Genomic DNA, 16,433 nt, shown 5'->3' with positions numbered 1-16,433 from the left:
TCAATTCATTATTATTCAGGACGGCTGTAGTTTGGAGCCTCACTGGTAATGGTAATGTCGTGTGGATGACTCTCCAGAACACCGGCATTGGTAATGCGGGTAAACTTAGCATTGTGCAAGTTCTGAATTGTCGCAGCGCCACAATAGCCCATACCAGAACGCAAACCACCAATCAACTGATAGATAACCTCCTGTACAGTTCCCTTGTAAGGTACACGACCAGCGATACCTTCCGGTACGAGTTTCTTCACATCCTTGGTGTCGCTCTGGAAGTAACGGTCCTTAGAACCATTCTTCTGCTCCATAGCCTCCAAAGAACCCATACCACGATAGCTCTTGAACTTACGGCCATTGAAGATGATAGTATCACCAGGGCTCTCCTCAGTACCGGCAACCAGCGAACCAATCATGACGCAACTGCCACCGGCAGCCAAAGCCTTAACGATATCGCCAGAATAGCGCAAACCACCATCGGCAATCAATGGAACGCCAGTACCCTTCAAGGCTGAGTAAACATCATAGACAGCGCTCAACTGTGGAACACCCACACCGGCAACCACACGAGTTGTACAGATAGAACCAGGACCGATACCTACCTTTACGCCATCAGCGCCATTGTCTACCAAGTATTTAGCAGCCTCACCTGTTGCCACATTACCGACAACAACATCTACCTGAGGGAAGGCAGCCTTTACTGCATGCAACTTCTCAATAACGCCCTTGGAATGTCCGTGAGCAGTATCAATAACGATAGCATCGGCACCAGCCTCAACCAAAGCCTTGGCTCTGTCGAGAGTATCGACAGTAACACCAACTCCAGCCGCAACACGCAGACGACCTTTCTCGTCCTTGCATGCCATTGGCTTGTCCTTAGCCTTTGTGATATCCTTATAAGTAATCAAACCTACAAGATGGTTTGCATTATCCACAACAGGAAGTTTCTCGATCTTGTTCTCCTGAAGAATCTGAGCAGCTGCTGTCAAGTCGGTCTGCTGATGGGTAGTAACAAGATTCTCAGAAGTCATCACCTCATCTATCTTCTTGTCAAGATGACGCTCGAAACGCAAGTCACGATTTGTTACAATACCAACCAGATGGTTTTCGTCATCAACAACAGGAATACCACCAATATGATAGTCATGCATCATATCAAGAGCATCCTGCACTGTGCTTCCGCGACGAATAGTGACTGGATCGTAAATCATTCCATTCTCGGCACGCTTTACAATGGCCACCTGGCGTGCTTGCTCCTCAATAGACATGTTCTTGTGGATAACACCGATACCTCCCTCACGAGCTATGGCTATGGCCATAGACGCCTCGGTAACAGTATCCATAGCGGCTGTTACGAATGGAACGTTCAACTCGATATTACGAGAGAACTTGGTTTTCAACTCTACCTCTTTAGGCAGTACCTCTGAATAAGCAGGGATAAGAAGGACGTCGTCGTAAGTGAGGCCGTCCATTACAATTTTATCTGCAACAAATGATGACATATTGTAACCTTTAAAAATTTATTGCGTGCAAATTTAGCAATAATATTTCATATTTTGCCCTTTTTTCACGAATTTCACTCCTTATTAATGCTATTTAACGTGATTAGTGACGGTGAAAAATAAATTGGTATGATTTGAGCCTCATATTTTTGAGATATTTAAATCGTACCAAGTTATTATTTAACGTCACTTAGTTGGCCTGTTCGGACAAAAACTTAATTCTAACCAACCTGATTTCGTCTTCTGAATAGTCCTCACCCAATTCATTTTGCGCTGTATCCAAGTCGTCGGTATCGCTCTCCATGAAATAGTCATAAATGTCGTCAACATGCTCATCATCGATGACTTCTTCTATGAAATAATCTATGTTCAACTTGGTTCCGCTATAGACGATAGCCTCTATTTCATCCAAGAGATCATCGAAATCAAGTCCCTTTGCCTCAGCAAGGTCATCGAGTGCTATCTGTCGGTCGATACTCTGAATGATACTAACCTTCAGCATGGATTTCTTTGCCACGGTACGAACACGCAACTCTTCGGGACGCTCGATATCGTTCTCCTCACAATATTTCTTGATAAGGGCACAGAACTCCTTGCCATAGCGCTTTGCCTTGCCGGCACCTACACCCTGGATGTTCTGCAACTCCTGCAAATCAACAGGATACATGGTTGCCATCTGTTCCAAGGAGACATCCTGGAACACGACATAAGGCGGAAGTTTGTGCTTCTTAGACATATCAGAACGCAAGTCCTTGAGCATGGCAAACAACTCTGGATCGAGAGCCTCACTGCCAGCGCTGTGACTCTCCAGTCCATAATCATCCTTGAACACCTTGTCTTCCACTATCATGAATGACTCTGGGTTCTTGATAAAACGCTTGCCTGCTGCAGTCAGTTTCAGCAAGCCATAGTTCTCGACATCTTTTTTCAGATATCCAGCTATCAATGCCTGACGGATAACAGGATTCCACATCTTGCTGTCCATGTCCTCACCGGCACCAAAAGCCTCCAGCTCGTTGTGCTTGTGCGACACGATGTCATCGGTAGCCCTTCCCTTCACAAAATCTATAATATATTCCTGACGGAAGTTCTCTTTGACGGCTGCCACCGCTCTTAATATAACCACCAACTCGTCCTTGGCCTCTATCTTTGTCGTAGGGTGCAGGCAGTTGTCACAGTTGTGGCAGTTTTCCTCCTGGTATTCTTCACCGAAATAATGGAGCAACATCTTGCGACGGCATACTGACGACTCGGCATAAGCTGCCGTTTCCTGCAGAAGCTGTCGACCGATATCCTGTTCTGCCACAGGCTTGTTCTCCATAAACTTTTCTAATTTCTTCAGGTCTTTACGAGCATAGAAAGCAATACAGATGCCCTCGCCGCCATCACGACCGGCACGGCCAGTCTCCTGATAATAGCCTTCCAGACTCTTTGGAATGTCATAATGGATGACAAAGCGCACATCAGGCTTGTCGATACCCATACCAAAAGCTATCGTTGCCACTATGACATCTATTCGCTCCATCAGGAAATCATCTTGAGTCTGCGAACGGGTTGCAGAATCCAAGCCCGCATGATAAGGTGCCGCCTTGATTTCATTGGCCTTCAAGACTTCGGCCAACTCCTCCACCTTCTTTCGAGAAAGACAATAGATAATACCACTCTTGCCGGCATGCTGACGGATGAACATGATGATCTGCTTGTCTATCTCATTGGTCTTGGGACGTACCTCATAATACAGATTGGGGCGATTGAAAGAACTCTTGAACTCTTTGGCATCCATAATGCCTAAGCTTTTCTTGATATCTGTCCTAACCTTATCCGTAGCTGTGGCGGTCAAGGCTATGACGGGTGCATTACCGATTTCGTTGATAATGGGGCGGATACGACGGTACTCCGGACGGAAATCATGTCCCCACTCAGAAATACAGTGAGCCTCATCAATGGCATAGAACGAAATCTTCACGTCTTTCAGAAAGTCCACATTGTCCTCCTTGGTCAACGACTCTGGTGCCACATACAGCAACTTGGTCTTGCCAGAGAGAATATCGCTCTTCACTTTCTCTATAGCCGACTTATTTAGAGAGGAGTTGAGATAATGGGCCACTCCATCCTCCTCGCTAAGACCATTGATAACATCCACCTGATTTTTCATCAGGGCAATCAATGGAGAAACAACAATAGCTGTTCCCTCCATGATTAAGGACGGCAACTGATAGCACAAGCTTTTTCCTCCACCTGTAGGCATCAACACAAATGTATCATTACCACTCATCAGATTTTTAATAATCGATTCCTGGTCGCCTTTAAAAGAGTCAAAGCCGAAATAGTGTTTCAACTGTTCCGTAAGATTCATCTGTTCCGTCATATCCACCTATTTAATATATATAATGTATACTTGTATCGGTAAAAGTCATTGAGCAAGTATGGTAACAAGCTCATCTTAAGCACTCTCCATCTGCTGCAGATTGGTTTTCTCCAACTGCTGCTTGGCATAGTCCAATGTCACAGTGAAAGTAGTAATCTTCTGGGATGGGACATCAAACATAGCATCCATCATGACCGCCTCTACGATAGAGCGCAGGCCTCGGGCACCAAGTTTGTACTCCACAGCCTTGTCTACCATATAGTCGAGAGCCTCCTGGTCGAAGTTCAATTTGATGCCATCCATCTCGAGCAACTTGACATACTGTTTGATGATAGAGTTCTTGGGCTCTACCAATATCTTGCGCAAGGCTTCCCTATCCAAAGGATTCAGATAGGTAAGTACAGGCAGACGACCGATGATCTCGGGAATCAGTCCGAAAGATTTCAGGTCCTGTGGAAGGATATATTTCATCAGGTCGGTCTTGTCTATCTTGCTGACATTCTGCACAGAATTGAAACCTACCACATGCGTATTGAGGCGCTGCGCTATCTTTCGCTCTATTCCGTCGAATGCACCACCGCAGATAAAGAGAATATTCTTGGTATCGACGTGAATATAATCCTGGTCAGGATGCTTACGGCCTCCCTTTGGCGGTACATTTACCATCGTGCCTTCCAGCAACTTGAGCAAGCCCTGCTGTACTCCCTCACCGCTCACATCGCGGGTGATAGAAGGATTGTCGCTCTTGCGGGCAATCTTGTCTATCTCGTCAATAAACACGATACCTTTTTCTGCAGCTGCCACATCATAGTCGGCCACCTGGAGCAGACGACTCAGAATACTTTCCACATCTTCGCCCACATAACCAGCCTCGGTAAATACCGTAGCATCAACAATAGTGAAAGGCACATCCAACAGTTTGGCGATTGTACGGGCCAGAAGAGTCTTTCCCGTTCCGGTGCTGCCCACCATGATGATGTTGCTCTTCTCTATTTCAACACCTCCGTCGTCCACAGTCTGCTGCAAACGCTTATAGTGATTGTACACCGCCACGGCAAGGGAGCGCTTGGCGCCATCCTGTCCGATAATATACTGATCCAGATATTGCTTGATCTCTACAGGCTTAGGCACCTGCTTCAATGCGAACTTATCATTCTTCTTATCGTTTAAAACGCCTGAAGACAACACGATATCGTATGCCTGCTTGGCACAATTCTCGCAGATATAGCCCTTGATGCCTGTTATCAGCAACTTCACTTCGCTCTCACTTCTTCCGCAAAAGCTACATACATTCTTTGGCATTATTCTTCTACTCCTTTTTTACGGGTCAACACTGCATCTATCATACCATACTCCTTGGCCTCTTCTGCCGTCATCCAATAGTTACGGTCACTGTCTGCCCACACCTTCTCGTATGGAGTGTGTGAATGATTAGATATAATGGTATAAAGTTCTTTCTTGAATTTCTGAATCTCCTTGGCCTCGATCTCAATATCAGAAGCCTGACCCTGTACGCCACCCAGTGGCTGATGAATCATCACACGACTGTGAGGCAAAGCTGAGCGCTTGCCTTCCTGACCAGCCACCAAAAGAACGGCACCCATAGACGCTGCCATACCAGTACAGATGGTAGACACATCGCTGGAGATAAACTGCATGGTGTCGTATATGCCAAGACCTGCCGTAACACTTCCGCCAGGGCTGTTGATATAAATAGAAATATCCTTGCCACTGTCTACAGAGTCAAGATAAAGCAGCTGAGCCTGCAGGGTGTTGGCTGTATAGTCATCAATCTCGGTGCCCAAGAAGATCACACGGTCCATCATCAATCTTGAGAAAACATCCATCTGAGTCACATTCAGCTGACGTTCCTCCAAGATATAAGGATTCATATAACGAGCCTGTGCCTTCACTACATCGTCAAGCACCATTCCGCTCATACCTAAATGCTGCGTAGCATACTTTCTAAAATCGTTCATATTATCATTTTTTTCTATTCAAAATAAGACAAAAAGAGAGGTTATCGACCTCTATTTCTCGTTCCGTGGAACAAAGATAATAAAAAAAGTCGATAACCTCGTATTTATTTGAAGTTTTTTTTCAAAAAAAATATTAGCCCTGCATCATCTTATTGAAATCCTCTACAGAAATCTCCTTTTCGTTGAGCTTAACAACGCCCTTAAGAGCGGCAGCCAACTTACGGTCTACTGCACGGTCAACAAGCGCCTCGGTGCTTTCACCCTTCTTGAGAATTTCGTTAGCATAGTTCTCAATATACTCCTCAGGAATATTGGTCATACCATACTGAGCGAACTGAGCGCGAGCAGCCTCCTTGGCTGTCTCCTTGATATCAGCATCCTCGATTTTGATATTCTGAGCGCTGACGAGCTGCTCCTTGATGAGGTGCCAAGTCAACTCCTTGATGCTCATCTCGTAGTTCTTCTCTACGAAGTCCTCACCCTTGTCCTTGTTGTTGGCCAACATGATGCGCTTCAACAAAGCGTCTGGGTACTCCAACTTGCCAACCTTCTTCTCGCAGTGAGCACGAACATCAAGAAGGAACTTGAAGTCAGAATCGTTAACGAGCTGTTCATTCAGGCCCTCTGCTATCTTAGCACGGAAAGCAGCCTCGTCCTTCACGTCAGTATCCTCACCGAATACCTGCTTGAAGAGCTCCTCGTTTACCTCGTGCTTCTTGAAGCGCTGAATCTCAGTAATCTGATAGCTGAACTCAGACTCCATGTCCTTCACAGCATCACGCTCTATCTTCAAGAGCTGAGAAACCTCAGTATCATTGTCTGGATAAGCCTTGCGTGGATTGAAAGTGATGATGTCGCCCAACTTGGCACCATCAAACAACTTCTTCTGGTCATCTACCTTGATATAGCTTGGCATCAGGACAGCGCTCTCAACTGTAATACCGCCTTCCTTAGTGTTGCCATTCTCGTCAAGCTCACGCAAATCACCCTTGAGCATATCATTGCCCTCGTAGTTCTCTGCCTTCTCATAGCTACCAGAACGAGATGCCAACATATCTACCTGCTGGTCGATAGTCTTGTCGTCAACAACGATTTTGTAGTAATCCACCTTATCGCGACCAGTGAGAGACACCTTCATCTCAGGAGCCACTGCTATGTCAAACATAAAGGTGTAAGGACCGTCCTTCTCGATATCTACAGGAGCCTGCTTCTCAGAAGTAAGAGGCTCGCCAAGCATCTGGATCTTATTGTCCTGAACATACTTGTAGATCTGCTGGCCGATAATCTTGTTGACAGCTTCCATCTTAACTGAAGGACCAAACTGACGCTTGATCATTCCCATTGGAGCCTGACCAGGACGGAATCCAGGAACATTAGCTTTCTTACGATAGTCCTTCAATGTCTTCTCGACATCATTCTTGTAATCCTCTTCTTCGACAACGATAGTCAAAAGACCATTGATCTTGTCAGGATTTTCAAATGAAATTTTCATCTTGATGTTTTGTTTTTATATTATTAATTATTTTCTCTTTTATTCACATTGGCTTGCAAAATTACTCATATTTGTTGAATATACCTAATATATAAAAGAAAAATTTGTTTTTTTAACCATCTTACTTGCCTTCTTCGGCTCTTTTCTGCTCATCCGATAGCTGGAAATCTTTCTTTCTGAGCACAAATCCAGTAGTGAGGTATTTCTCTTTTACGATCTTGTTTTCTGCCAATTCCTCAGGTGAGCCCTGGAAAAGAATACGGCCTTCGAAGAGCAAATAGGCACGGTCGGTAATAGCCAACGTCTCATCTACATTATGGTCGGTGATAAGAATACCAATATTGCGGTATTTCAGGCGCCAGACAATATTCTGTATCTCTTCTACCTGGATAGGGTCGACACCGGCAAAAGGCTCATCGAGCATGATAAACTTTGGATCGTTGGCAAGACAACGGGCAATCTCCGTCCTACGGCGCTCACCTCCCGACAACTGGTCACCCAAGTTCTTGCGAACCTTTTGCAGATCGAAATCATTGATAAGGCTTTCCAGTTTCTCCATCTGGTACTCGCGGGGCTTGCCTGTCATCTCCAAGACCGACAAGATATTATCCTCCACACTCATCTTGCGAAAAACGCTGGCTTCCTGTGGCAAATAACCGATTCCGGCACGGGCACGCTTGTACACAGGATAACCAGTGATATCCTGATCGTCCAAATACACATGACCTGCATTGGGCACTACCAATCCTGTCGTCATATAGAAAGAGGTGGTCTTGCCCGCACCATTAGGACCGAGCAAACCCACAATCTCACCTTGCTTTACGTTGATGGTTACTCCATTGGCAACAGTTCGCTTACCATAGCGCTTTACCAAGCCCTCAGTTCGCAAAACCATGTGCTTGTCGGTATCCACCTGTGATGCAGTTTTTTGAATTTCATCCATAATATATACAATGTTTGAAAGGTGAGAGAATATATTCTCCACATTTTTGGTGCAAAAATACTAAAAAACGAGCAAATATCACTTATAAAATCAAAAACTATTCTGAATATTGCAGTTTTTTAGAGGATTTTGGTTACTTTTGCACCATAAAACGAAGAATTATTGACATGCTAATATCAAAATGGCTTACCACCTTCGGTAAATATCTCATTCTCATGGGCAGGTCGTTCTCACGTCCTGAACGCATGCGTATGTTTCTGAAGCAGTACGTGAAGGAGATGTCTCAACTGGGTGTCGACTCCATAGGAATCGTTCTGCTGATATCTTTCTTTATCGGTGCTGTCATCTGTATCCAGATGAAGCTCAATATCCAAAGTCCATGGATGCCACGATGGGTTTCGGGTTATACCACACGCGAGATCATGCTCCTGGAGTTCTCTTCCAGTATCATGTGTTTGATATTGGCAGGAAAGGTGGGCTCCAATATCGCATCAGAATTAGGCACGATGCGTGTTACCCAGCAAATTGACGCCCTCGACATCATGGGTGTCAATTCGGCTTGCTACTTGGTATTGCCAAAGATTTTAGGACTGGTTACCATCATGCCTTTCCTTGTCATCTTCAGCTCTGCAATGGGTATCATCGGTGCCTACGGAACAGCATTCATAGGACATATTCTTTCGCCTGACGACCTGACTTTGGGATTGCAGCATGCTTTCAACCAGTGGTTTGTATGGATGAGTATCGTGAAGAGCCTCTTCTTTGCATTTATCATCTCGAGTGTTTCCTCTTACTTCGGCTATACGGTGGAAGGAGGATCGGTCGAGGTAGGAAAAGCTTCGACTGATGCCGTAGTATGTTCCAGCGTACTGATTCTTTTCTCTGACGTTTTCCTCACACAAATACTTTCGTAAACTATGATAGAAGTTAAAGACTTGACAAAAGCATTCGGCGACAAGACTGTGCTCGACAAAATAAATATGGTTTTTGAGACAGGAAAGACCAATCTTATCATCGGACAGAGTGGTTCAGGAAAGACTGTCTTGATGAAAAACCTCGTAGGTCTGCTGACCCCGACAAGCGGACAAGTCCTATACGACGGTCGAAACTTTGTGGAAATGTCGAAGAAGGAAAAGATTTCCATGCGACGCGAGATGGGCATGATATTCCAAAGTGCAGCCCTCTTCGACTCCTTGTCGGTACTCAAGAATGTAATGTTTCCACTCGACATGTTTTCATCTATGAACTATAGAGAACGTGTAAAGAGAGCTCAGGAATGTCTTGACAGAGTAAACCTGATTGAAGCACAGGAGAAGTTTCCTGGAGAAATATCAGGAGGTATGCAGAAACGTGTGGCCATAGCAAGAGCCATCGTGATGAACCCTAAATATCTGTTTTGCGATGAACCCAACTCAGGACTTGACCCCAAGACCTCTTTGGTAATTGATGAACTCCTGTCGGGAATCACGAAAGACTACAACATGACAACCATCATCAATACTCACGACATGAACTCAGTGATGGGTATTGGTGAAAATATATGTTTCATCTACAAAGGACAAAAAGAATGGCAAGGCAACAAAGACGAGATTATGAGTTCTACCAACGAGAAGCTCAACGACCTGGTCTTCGCTTCCGATCTGTTCAGAAAAGTTAAGAAAGTTGAGATGGAAGAGGAAAAGACAGCCCAATAATGAGGCTTTCCATAATGCATTGCCGAAACATTTGCTATAAGCATATCAACGCTTATTTTAAACACAGACAGGCTTCAATGGTCAATGCAAGTATCCTTCATAAACAAACGCAAGTACTTTCATCATGCAATGAAAATACTTGCGTTTTTATAGCAGTCAATATATATATTTAGAACCGTATTCTTCCGGAAGCCAGACAGAAACACCGTTCATTGAACTATCCATGAATACCGCTCTTCATCTATCTCATTTTCCATTTTTTCTCCACCTCTACCATAGGCACAACTATCTGCTCCTTGGTACTGTCGCCATAGGTTACAGAGAGATAGACATCAGCTAAATGATGAGCCGTATCAGCCTTGGCATCAAGAATCTGAAAGGCTTTCATTCCACGATGCTCATTCTTCTGCTGCTCTACGAACATCTTGGCATTAAGAACCAATTGCTGCCGATATCCTTCAGGAATACGATGGGGCATATTCTGCCCTTCTACAAATTCATCATATCTGCCTTCCAGTAACATATCGTAATAGCCTTTGGCAGCTATTCCTGCATAATAGCCCGGATCCGGTGCTTTCTCCTTACAAGAGAATAACAACATGACACTGAGTAGGAAAAACAAGATTTTCTTCATTATTATATTTCTGCTTTAATAAGCCCCGACTACGATGTTTATAACCCGTAGACTAACGTTACTTCTGACGGATAAATATATTGATAGGACAACCATGAAGCGACCAATTCTCACGTATCTTGTTCTCCAAGAATCGGCGATAGTTCTCCTTCACATACTGAGGCAAGTTGGCATAGAACACAAACGAAGGAATCGTTGTATTGGGCAACTGAGTGCAATACTTGATCTTGATGTACTTGCCTTTCACACTCTGTGGAGGGTAAGCCTCGATGATAGGCAACATCACCTCGTTCAGCTTGGAAGTACCTATGTGAGCCTTTCGGTTCTGATAAACCTGCTTGGCTGTTTCCAACACCTTAAAAATACGCTGTTTGGTCAATGCCGATGCAAAGATAATAGGGAAATCTACAAATGGAGCCATGCGGTTGCGGATCGCTGTCTCAAATGTAGTGATAACCTTTTGGTCTTTGTTTTCAACCAAGTCCCACTTGTTGACGACAACCACCAAACTCTTGTTGTTCTTCTGAATCAACTGGAAGATATTCATATCCTGAGTCTCTATACCACGGGTAGCATCCAACATCAGAATACACACATCACTGTTCTCAATGGCACGGATAGAGCGCATGACAGAATAGAACTCCAAGTCTTCACTCACCTTATTCTTTCGACGGATACCAGCGGTATCAACCAAATAGAAATCGAAACCAAACTTATCGTATCGGGTATAGATACTGTCACGGGTTGTTCCTGCGATTTCGGTTACAATATTTCTGTCTTCACCGATGAAGGCATTGATGATACTGCTCTTGCCGGCATTAGGACGACCTACCACAGCGAAACGAGGGATGTCTTCCACAATGGCTTCTTCAGGATTATCCTGCAACTTATTCAATATCATGTCGAGCAAGTCACCAGTACCTCCACCTGTAGCAGCACTGATGCACTGGGGGTCGCCCAAACCTAACTTATAGAATTCGGCAGCTTCATAATATTCTGCACTGTTGTCTACCTTATTAGCAACAAGGATAACAGGCAATTTGGCACGGCGCAAAATAAGAGCCACGTCCTCATCCCAATCTGTAAGGCCCGTATTCACATCAACAAGAAAGAGAACCAAATCGGCCTCTTCTGTTGCAACCAATACCTGCTTGCGGATAGCATCCTCGAAAATATCATCAGATTTCACTACCCAACCACCGGTATCTACAACAGAGAACTCTCTGCCATTCCAGCTACACTTGCCATACTGACGGTCGCGAGTAGTGCCAGCTGTATCGCTAACAATAGCACGACGAGATTGAGTCAAACGATTAAATAAAGTAGACTTGCCCACGTTTGGACGGCCTACAATTGCTACTAAATTTGCCATAATAGTCATTTCTCTCCTTCCTTAAGGAGGCTTTCAGGATGTGGTCTCTGCATCCTAATTAATACTTTCCCGAAGCTGACCATGCTCCGGCCCTCACCCTTTTGGCAAGAGTCATCCCCTCAATTACATTCAGGAGAAAGCAAGATATTCTTTTTTCAAGATATTTGTTTTAATCAAGAATTCGAGATGAAGAAAATTTTATAGACTGCATTGAAATCTCAAATTTTCCAATCCTCTCATTATTGACTACCAAAACATCACCAGAAATCTTCTACTCTGGATTATATCCAAAGGCATCAAGTTCTTTCTGAGAGCTGCGCCAATCCTTGTCAACCTTGACGAAGGTCTCGAGAAATATCTTCTTATTGAAGAATTTCTCCAATGACTTGCGCGATTCCATATTCACCTTCTTCAGGGCAACACCCTGATGCCCAATGATAATACCCTTTTGAGAATCACGTTCTACATAAATGACCGCATTGATACGGATGCGGTCATCCTCTTCCTTAAAACGCTCCACACGCACCTCTACAGAATAAGGAATCTCCTTACTATAATACAGTAAAATCTTCTCTCTGATAATCTCAGACACAAAGAACCTGGCTGGCTTGTCAGTGAGCTGGTCCTTATCAAAGAAAGCAGGCGATTCGGGCAACAACTCCTTGATACGTTTCAAGAGCATATCGGTACCAAACTTGTTCTTGGCAGAAATGGGAAGGATTTCGGCATTGGGCAACAATGCATGCCATTTCTCTACAATATCTCCCAACTTAGTCTGATCGCTCTCGTCAATCTTGTTTATAAGCAAGAGAACAGGAATACTCATCTTTTTAACCTTGTCTAAGAAGTCCATGTTCTTTTCTGGATTCTCAATGACATCGGTCACATAAAGCAGAATATCAGCATCAGCCAAAGCACTCTCCGAGAAAGCAAGCATCATCTCCTGCATCTTGTAATTAGGCTTCAAGACACCTGGAGTGTCTGAAAAAACAATCTGCATATCATCAGTATTCACGATTCCCATGATACGGTGACGAGTGGTCTGAGCCTTGAAAGTTGCTATACTGATACGCTCACCCACCAGCTGATTCATCAGTGTACTTTTACCAACATTGGGATTTCCAACGATGTTTACAAAACCTGCTTTATGCATAATAACTTGATTTTAAAGCTAATTGATTTTAAGCTAAAAAAACGCATCCCTTATGATAATATAAGAAAGATGCGTTTTTTATATAAATATGGATATCTTTATCTCAACTTATTTACCATAAGCAGCACCATCGTAAGCCCACTTATAGTAAGAAGCACCATGTACAAAACCTGCACCGAATGCTGTAAAGATAATATTATCCCCCTTTTTCAGTTTGCTCTCAGCATCCCAAAGCGCCAGAGGAATTGTGGCAGCACTGGTATTGCCATAATGGTCAATGTTGACAACAACTTTTTCCAAAGGAATACCCGCACGCTTGGTAACAGCCTCAATAATGCGGAGGTTTGCCTCATGTGGAATAACCCAATTCACGTCATCTGCTGTAAGATTATTCATCTCCAAAATCTTCAACACATCATTGCTCATGTCTGTCACTGCGTAACGGAACACAGTACGACCCTCCTGATAGAGGTAATGCATGCGATGATCAACAGTAAAACGTGAAGGAGGACAAACAGAACCACCAGCCTTCATGTGAAGGAAAGGCAAGCCCTTGCCATCAGTACGAAGATATGAGTTCTGAACACCTACATTCTCCTCCTCAGTAGCCTCCACAAGCACTGCGCCTGCTCCGTCACCGAAGAGTACGCAAGTAGCACGGTCGGTATAGTCGACCAATGAAGACATCTTGTCTGCGCCTATCACAATAATTTTCTTGTAACGACCACTCTGAATCATGCTTGCAGCAACATCAAGTGTATACAAGAAACCACAACAAGCAGCCGAGAAATCAAACGCAAATGCATTTTTCAAACCCAACTTGCCCAATACGATAGATGCTGTTGAAGGGAATTTGTAATCTGGTGTTGTGGTAGTTACAATCAGTGCATCGATTGTATCAGGATCCACTCCAGTCTTCTGAATCAATTCCTTGGCAGCCTTACGGGCCAAATAACTGGTTCCAAGACCTTCCTCTGTCAGGATGCGGCGTTCCTTGATACCAACTCGAGTGGTAATCCATTCATCGTTGGTATCTACCATGCGCGACAACTCCTCGTTGTTGAGGATATAATCTGGCACGTAGCCACCGACACCTGTTATAACAGCATTAATTTTACCCATTATTCAGCTGCTTCCTTAACAATTGCAACCTTGCCTCTGTAGTAACCGCAAGTTGAACATACTGTGTGATATACATAGTAAGCACCGCAGTTAGGACAAACTGCCAATGTAGGAGCTACTGCCTTATCATGAGTTCTTCTCTTGAGTGTACGTGTCTTTGACTGTCTTCTTTTAGGATGTGCCATAATTTTTTAATTTTAAATTTTTTGAATTTTACTTTTTTAGTTTTAAGAGTGCCGCCCAGCGTGGATCTACAACTTCCTCATCCTCCTCACCGCTTCGGGCGGCAGAATGCTCTTTCAGCATCTCAATCATAGCAGGGTTGCATTTTCCAGGTGCATGCACGTGCTTGATGGGAATATTGAGGGCTATAAATTCGTAAATGAACCACGAGACATCGAGTATTCCTTCGTTCTCGGCCACAGTCACGAGGTCATCATCTTCTGAGTAGTCTTCTCCGAATTTTACGACTAACCTGTTATCGGTCTCTATGGACTGATCCATATCATCCAAACAAATGTCGCAAGGTATGTGTATCACTCCTTCTGTATGAAAATTGAGTTCGAAAAAGTCTTCCGTTCTATCTACGGAAAGACAGCACGACAACTCGCCTCTCTCAACATCAGGAGCGTCTATCGCCTTAAAATATTCATCATTGAGCCTGTACTGATAAGTACTTACGCCCTGAGGCAAGGCTTTCAAATCTATTCTAAATTGCTCTATGCTACACATATATACAATATCTACATATTGTTTTCGGGCTGCAAAGTTACGATTTTTTTTTGATATAGAGTAATTTTTTTCTCAAAAAATCTCTAAAATAGAGTATATTAAGCAGTTATTATAGCTTTAACTCAATTCTGAAAGTGGTTCCCTTGCCTACTTCCGAACTTTTTACACATATTTTACCATGATGATACTCTTCTACTATTCGGCGGGCCAATGACAAACCTAAGCCCCATCCGCGCTTTTTGGTAGTAAAACCTGGCCGAAACACATTACCTATATCTTTCTTTTTTATACCCTTTCCTGTATCAGAAACCTCGATAACAGCCTTATCTGCTTCCTCCTCAACATGCAACGTGATGACTCCGGCCTTTCCCCCCATCGCATCTACAGCATTCTTGGCTAAGTTTTCTATCACCCATTCAAACAAAGAGGCATTAATGGTAACAATCAGATCGTGAACCGGCAATTCCTTCATTATCTTTATAGACTGTGAAGTACGACGGTCCATATAGTCACATACATGATCCATAATCTGATTCAAACTGGAAGGCACAAGCTCAGGCTGAGAACCGATTTTAGAAAAACGGTCAGCTATCAGTTGCAGTCGTTTCACATCCTTATCCATCTCGGGAATTAGATCGTCCTTAGGATATGTCTCCTTCAATATTTCCGTCCAGGCCATCAAACTGGAGATAGGCGTACCCAACTGATGGGCAGTTTCCTTCGACAAGCCTACCCAAACCTTGTTCTGTTCTGCGCGCTTTGACGTAAGCAAAGCAAATATAGCGACAACGACAAAAATCAGAACCACCCCTAATTGCACCATAGGATAAGCTGCCAGTCGAGTGATCATGACCGATTCACCATAACATACTTGTATGTAGTCATGCGTAGAATCGTTAAGCATAATCTTGATATTTTTACCTTTCGCCAAAAGATGTCTGCCAACTACAGCCGCATGAGCGAGACTGTCATTATAATCAGTTCCATCTACTTTGATATTTCTAAACAACTGCGCATTCCCATTAGAATCAAGAACAATAACGGGAATTGTATTGTTTTCATTGATAACCTTCAGCACCAGTTGCAAATCAGTGTTCTCATCGGCCATATTCAGCGAACGCATAGCTTCAGCCCAAACCTCCATCCTACTACGCTCTTCTTGGGCCAAGTCTCTGACCAGAAAATGGGATACGACAAGCGAAGCTACAGCTATCAACACAGCTGCAACAACCAATAATATTTTAACTTGTCGTATTCTGTCTGTCCAAATCATACATATATATAACGAAAAAGCCTCGATTACATTGTAATCGAGGCTAAAAAAAATATAAAAGGAGGCGGCTACCTACTCTCCCGCATTGCATTGCAGTACCATCGGCGCAAGTGGGCTTAACTTCTCTGTTCGGAATGGGAAGAGGTGGGACCCCACCGCAATAACCACCTGATAA

15 protein-coding genes and 1 rRNA gene are annotated in these 16,433 nt (G+C 43.9%); 2 read left to right on the top strand and 14 right to left on the bottom strand.

Annotated features, from left to right (window positions below):
• Positions 1-11: 11 nt before the first annotated feature.
• From guaB to lptB, 6 genes are all read right to left on the bottom strand, one after another.
• Positions 12-1,496 carry an IMP dehydrogenase gene (gene guaB, locus P3T48_RS10290; RefSeq protein ID WP_276506621.1) on the bottom strand — a complete coding sequence of 495 codons (1,485 nt, stop codon included), beginning with the start codon at positions 1,494-1,496 and terminating at the stop codon, positions 12-14.
• Positions 1,497-1,686: 190 nt separating this feature from the next.
• A complete protein-coding gene (recQ, locus tag P3T48_RS10285) occupies positions 1,687-3,864 on the bottom strand; it encodes a DNA helicase RecQ (protein WP_022251473.1) in 2,178 nt (725 codons plus the stop codon).
• A gap of 75 nt (positions 3,865-3,939) precedes the next feature.
• Complete coding sequence (clpX, locus tag P3T48_RS10280) at positions 3,940-5,166, bottom strand: ATP-dependent Clp protease ATP-binding subunit ClpX (protein ID WP_276506620.1); 1,227 nt, start codon at positions 5,164-5,166, stop codon at positions 3,940-3,942.
• A complete protein-coding gene (gene clpP, locus P3T48_RS10275; protein ID WP_022251471.1) occupies positions 5,166-5,843 on the bottom strand; it encodes an ATP-dependent Clp endopeptidase proteolytic subunit ClpP in 678 nt (225 codons plus the stop codon). Before clpP ends, clpX begins: the two co-directional genes overlap by 1 nt.
• 133 nt (positions 5,844-5,976) lie before the next feature.
• The gene (gene tig, locus P3T48_RS10270) at positions 5,977-7,335 is read right to left on the bottom strand and encodes a trigger factor (RefSeq protein ID WP_276506619.1); all 1,359 of its coding nucleotides are present in this window, start codon (positions 7,333-7,335) and stop codon (positions 5,977-5,979) included.
• Between the two features lie 121 nt (positions 7,336-7,456).
• Positions 7,457-8,278, bottom strand: a complete 822-nt coding sequence (gene lptB / locus P3T48_RS10265; RefSeq protein WP_228114178.1) for an LPS export ABC transporter ATP-binding protein — start codon at positions 8,276-8,278, stop codon at positions 7,457-7,459.
• 167 nt (positions 8,279-8,445) lie between these two features.
• On the opposite strand from lptB, the gene P3T48_RS10260 reads away from it, so the two are divergent.
• Positions 8,446-9,192, top strand: a complete 747-nt coding sequence (locus P3T48_RS10260; RefSeq protein ID WP_158464083.1) for an MlaE family ABC transporter permease — start codon at positions 8,446-8,448, stop codon at positions 9,190-9,192.
• 3 nt (positions 9,193-9,195) lie between these two features.
• Positions 9,196-9,972 (top strand): ABC transporter ATP-binding protein, encoded by a 777-nt coding sequence (locus P3T48_RS10255; protein ID WP_276506618.1) that lies wholly within the window; start codon positions 9,196-9,198, stop codon positions 9,970-9,972.
• 241 nt (positions 9,973-10,213) lie between these two features.
• Here P3T48_RS10255 and P3T48_RS10250 read toward each other — a convergent pair whose 3' ends face one another.
• The 8 genes from P3T48_RS10250 to rrf form a co-directional block, all read right to left on the bottom strand.
• Positions 10,214-10,606, bottom strand: a complete 393-nt coding sequence (locus P3T48_RS10250; protein WP_276506617.1) for a hypothetical protein — start codon at positions 10,604-10,606, stop codon at positions 10,214-10,216.
• 58 nt (positions 10,607-10,664) lie between these two features.
• Complete coding sequence (gene der, locus P3T48_RS10245; RefSeq protein ID WP_276506616.1) at positions 10,665-11,978, bottom strand: ribosome biogenesis GTPase Der; 1,314 nt, start codon at positions 11,976-11,978, stop codon at positions 10,665-10,667.
• Positions 11,979-12,249: 271 nt separating this feature from the next.
• On the bottom strand, positions 12,250-13,131 hold the full coding sequence (era, locus tag P3T48_RS10240; RefSeq protein ID WP_022251464.1) for a GTPase Era: 882 nt from the start codon (positions 13,129-13,131) through the stop codon (positions 12,250-12,252).
• Positions 13,132-13,239: 108 nt separating this feature from the next.
• Positions 13,240-14,253, bottom strand: a complete 1,014-nt coding sequence (locus P3T48_RS10235) for a beta-ketoacyl-ACP synthase III (RefSeq protein WP_022251463.1) — start codon at positions 14,251-14,253, stop codon at positions 13,240-13,242.
• Positions 14,253-14,438, bottom strand: a complete 186-nt coding sequence (rpmF, locus tag P3T48_RS10230) for a 50S ribosomal protein L32 (RefSeq protein WP_276506615.1) — start codon at positions 14,436-14,438, stop codon at positions 14,253-14,255. Before rpmF ends, P3T48_RS10235 begins: the two co-directional genes overlap by 1 nt.
• Before the next feature lie 28 nt (positions 14,439-14,466).
• Positions 14,467-14,985 (bottom strand): YceD family protein, encoded by a 519-nt coding sequence (locus P3T48_RS10225; RefSeq protein ID WP_022251462.1) that lies wholly within the window; start codon positions 14,983-14,985, stop codon positions 14,467-14,469.
• Between the two features lie 109 nt (positions 14,986-15,094).
• Positions 15,095-16,258, bottom strand: a complete 1,164-nt coding sequence (locus P3T48_RS10220; RefSeq protein ID WP_276506614.1) for a sensor histidine kinase — start codon at positions 16,256-16,258, stop codon at positions 15,095-15,097.
• 59 nt (positions 16,259-16,317) lie between these two features.
• Positions 16,318-16,430: ribosomal RNA gene (rrf, locus tag P3T48_RS10215) — 5S ribosomal RNA — on the bottom strand.
• Positions 16,431-16,433 lie beyond the last annotated feature (3 nt).

The sequence above is a fragment of the Segatella intestinalis genome, assembly GCF_029348455.1.
Classification (GTDB): Bacteria; Bacteroidota; Bacteroidia; order Bacteroidales; family Bacteroidaceae; genus Prevotella.
This window is presented reverse-complemented; position numbering and strand designations above follow the sequence as displayed.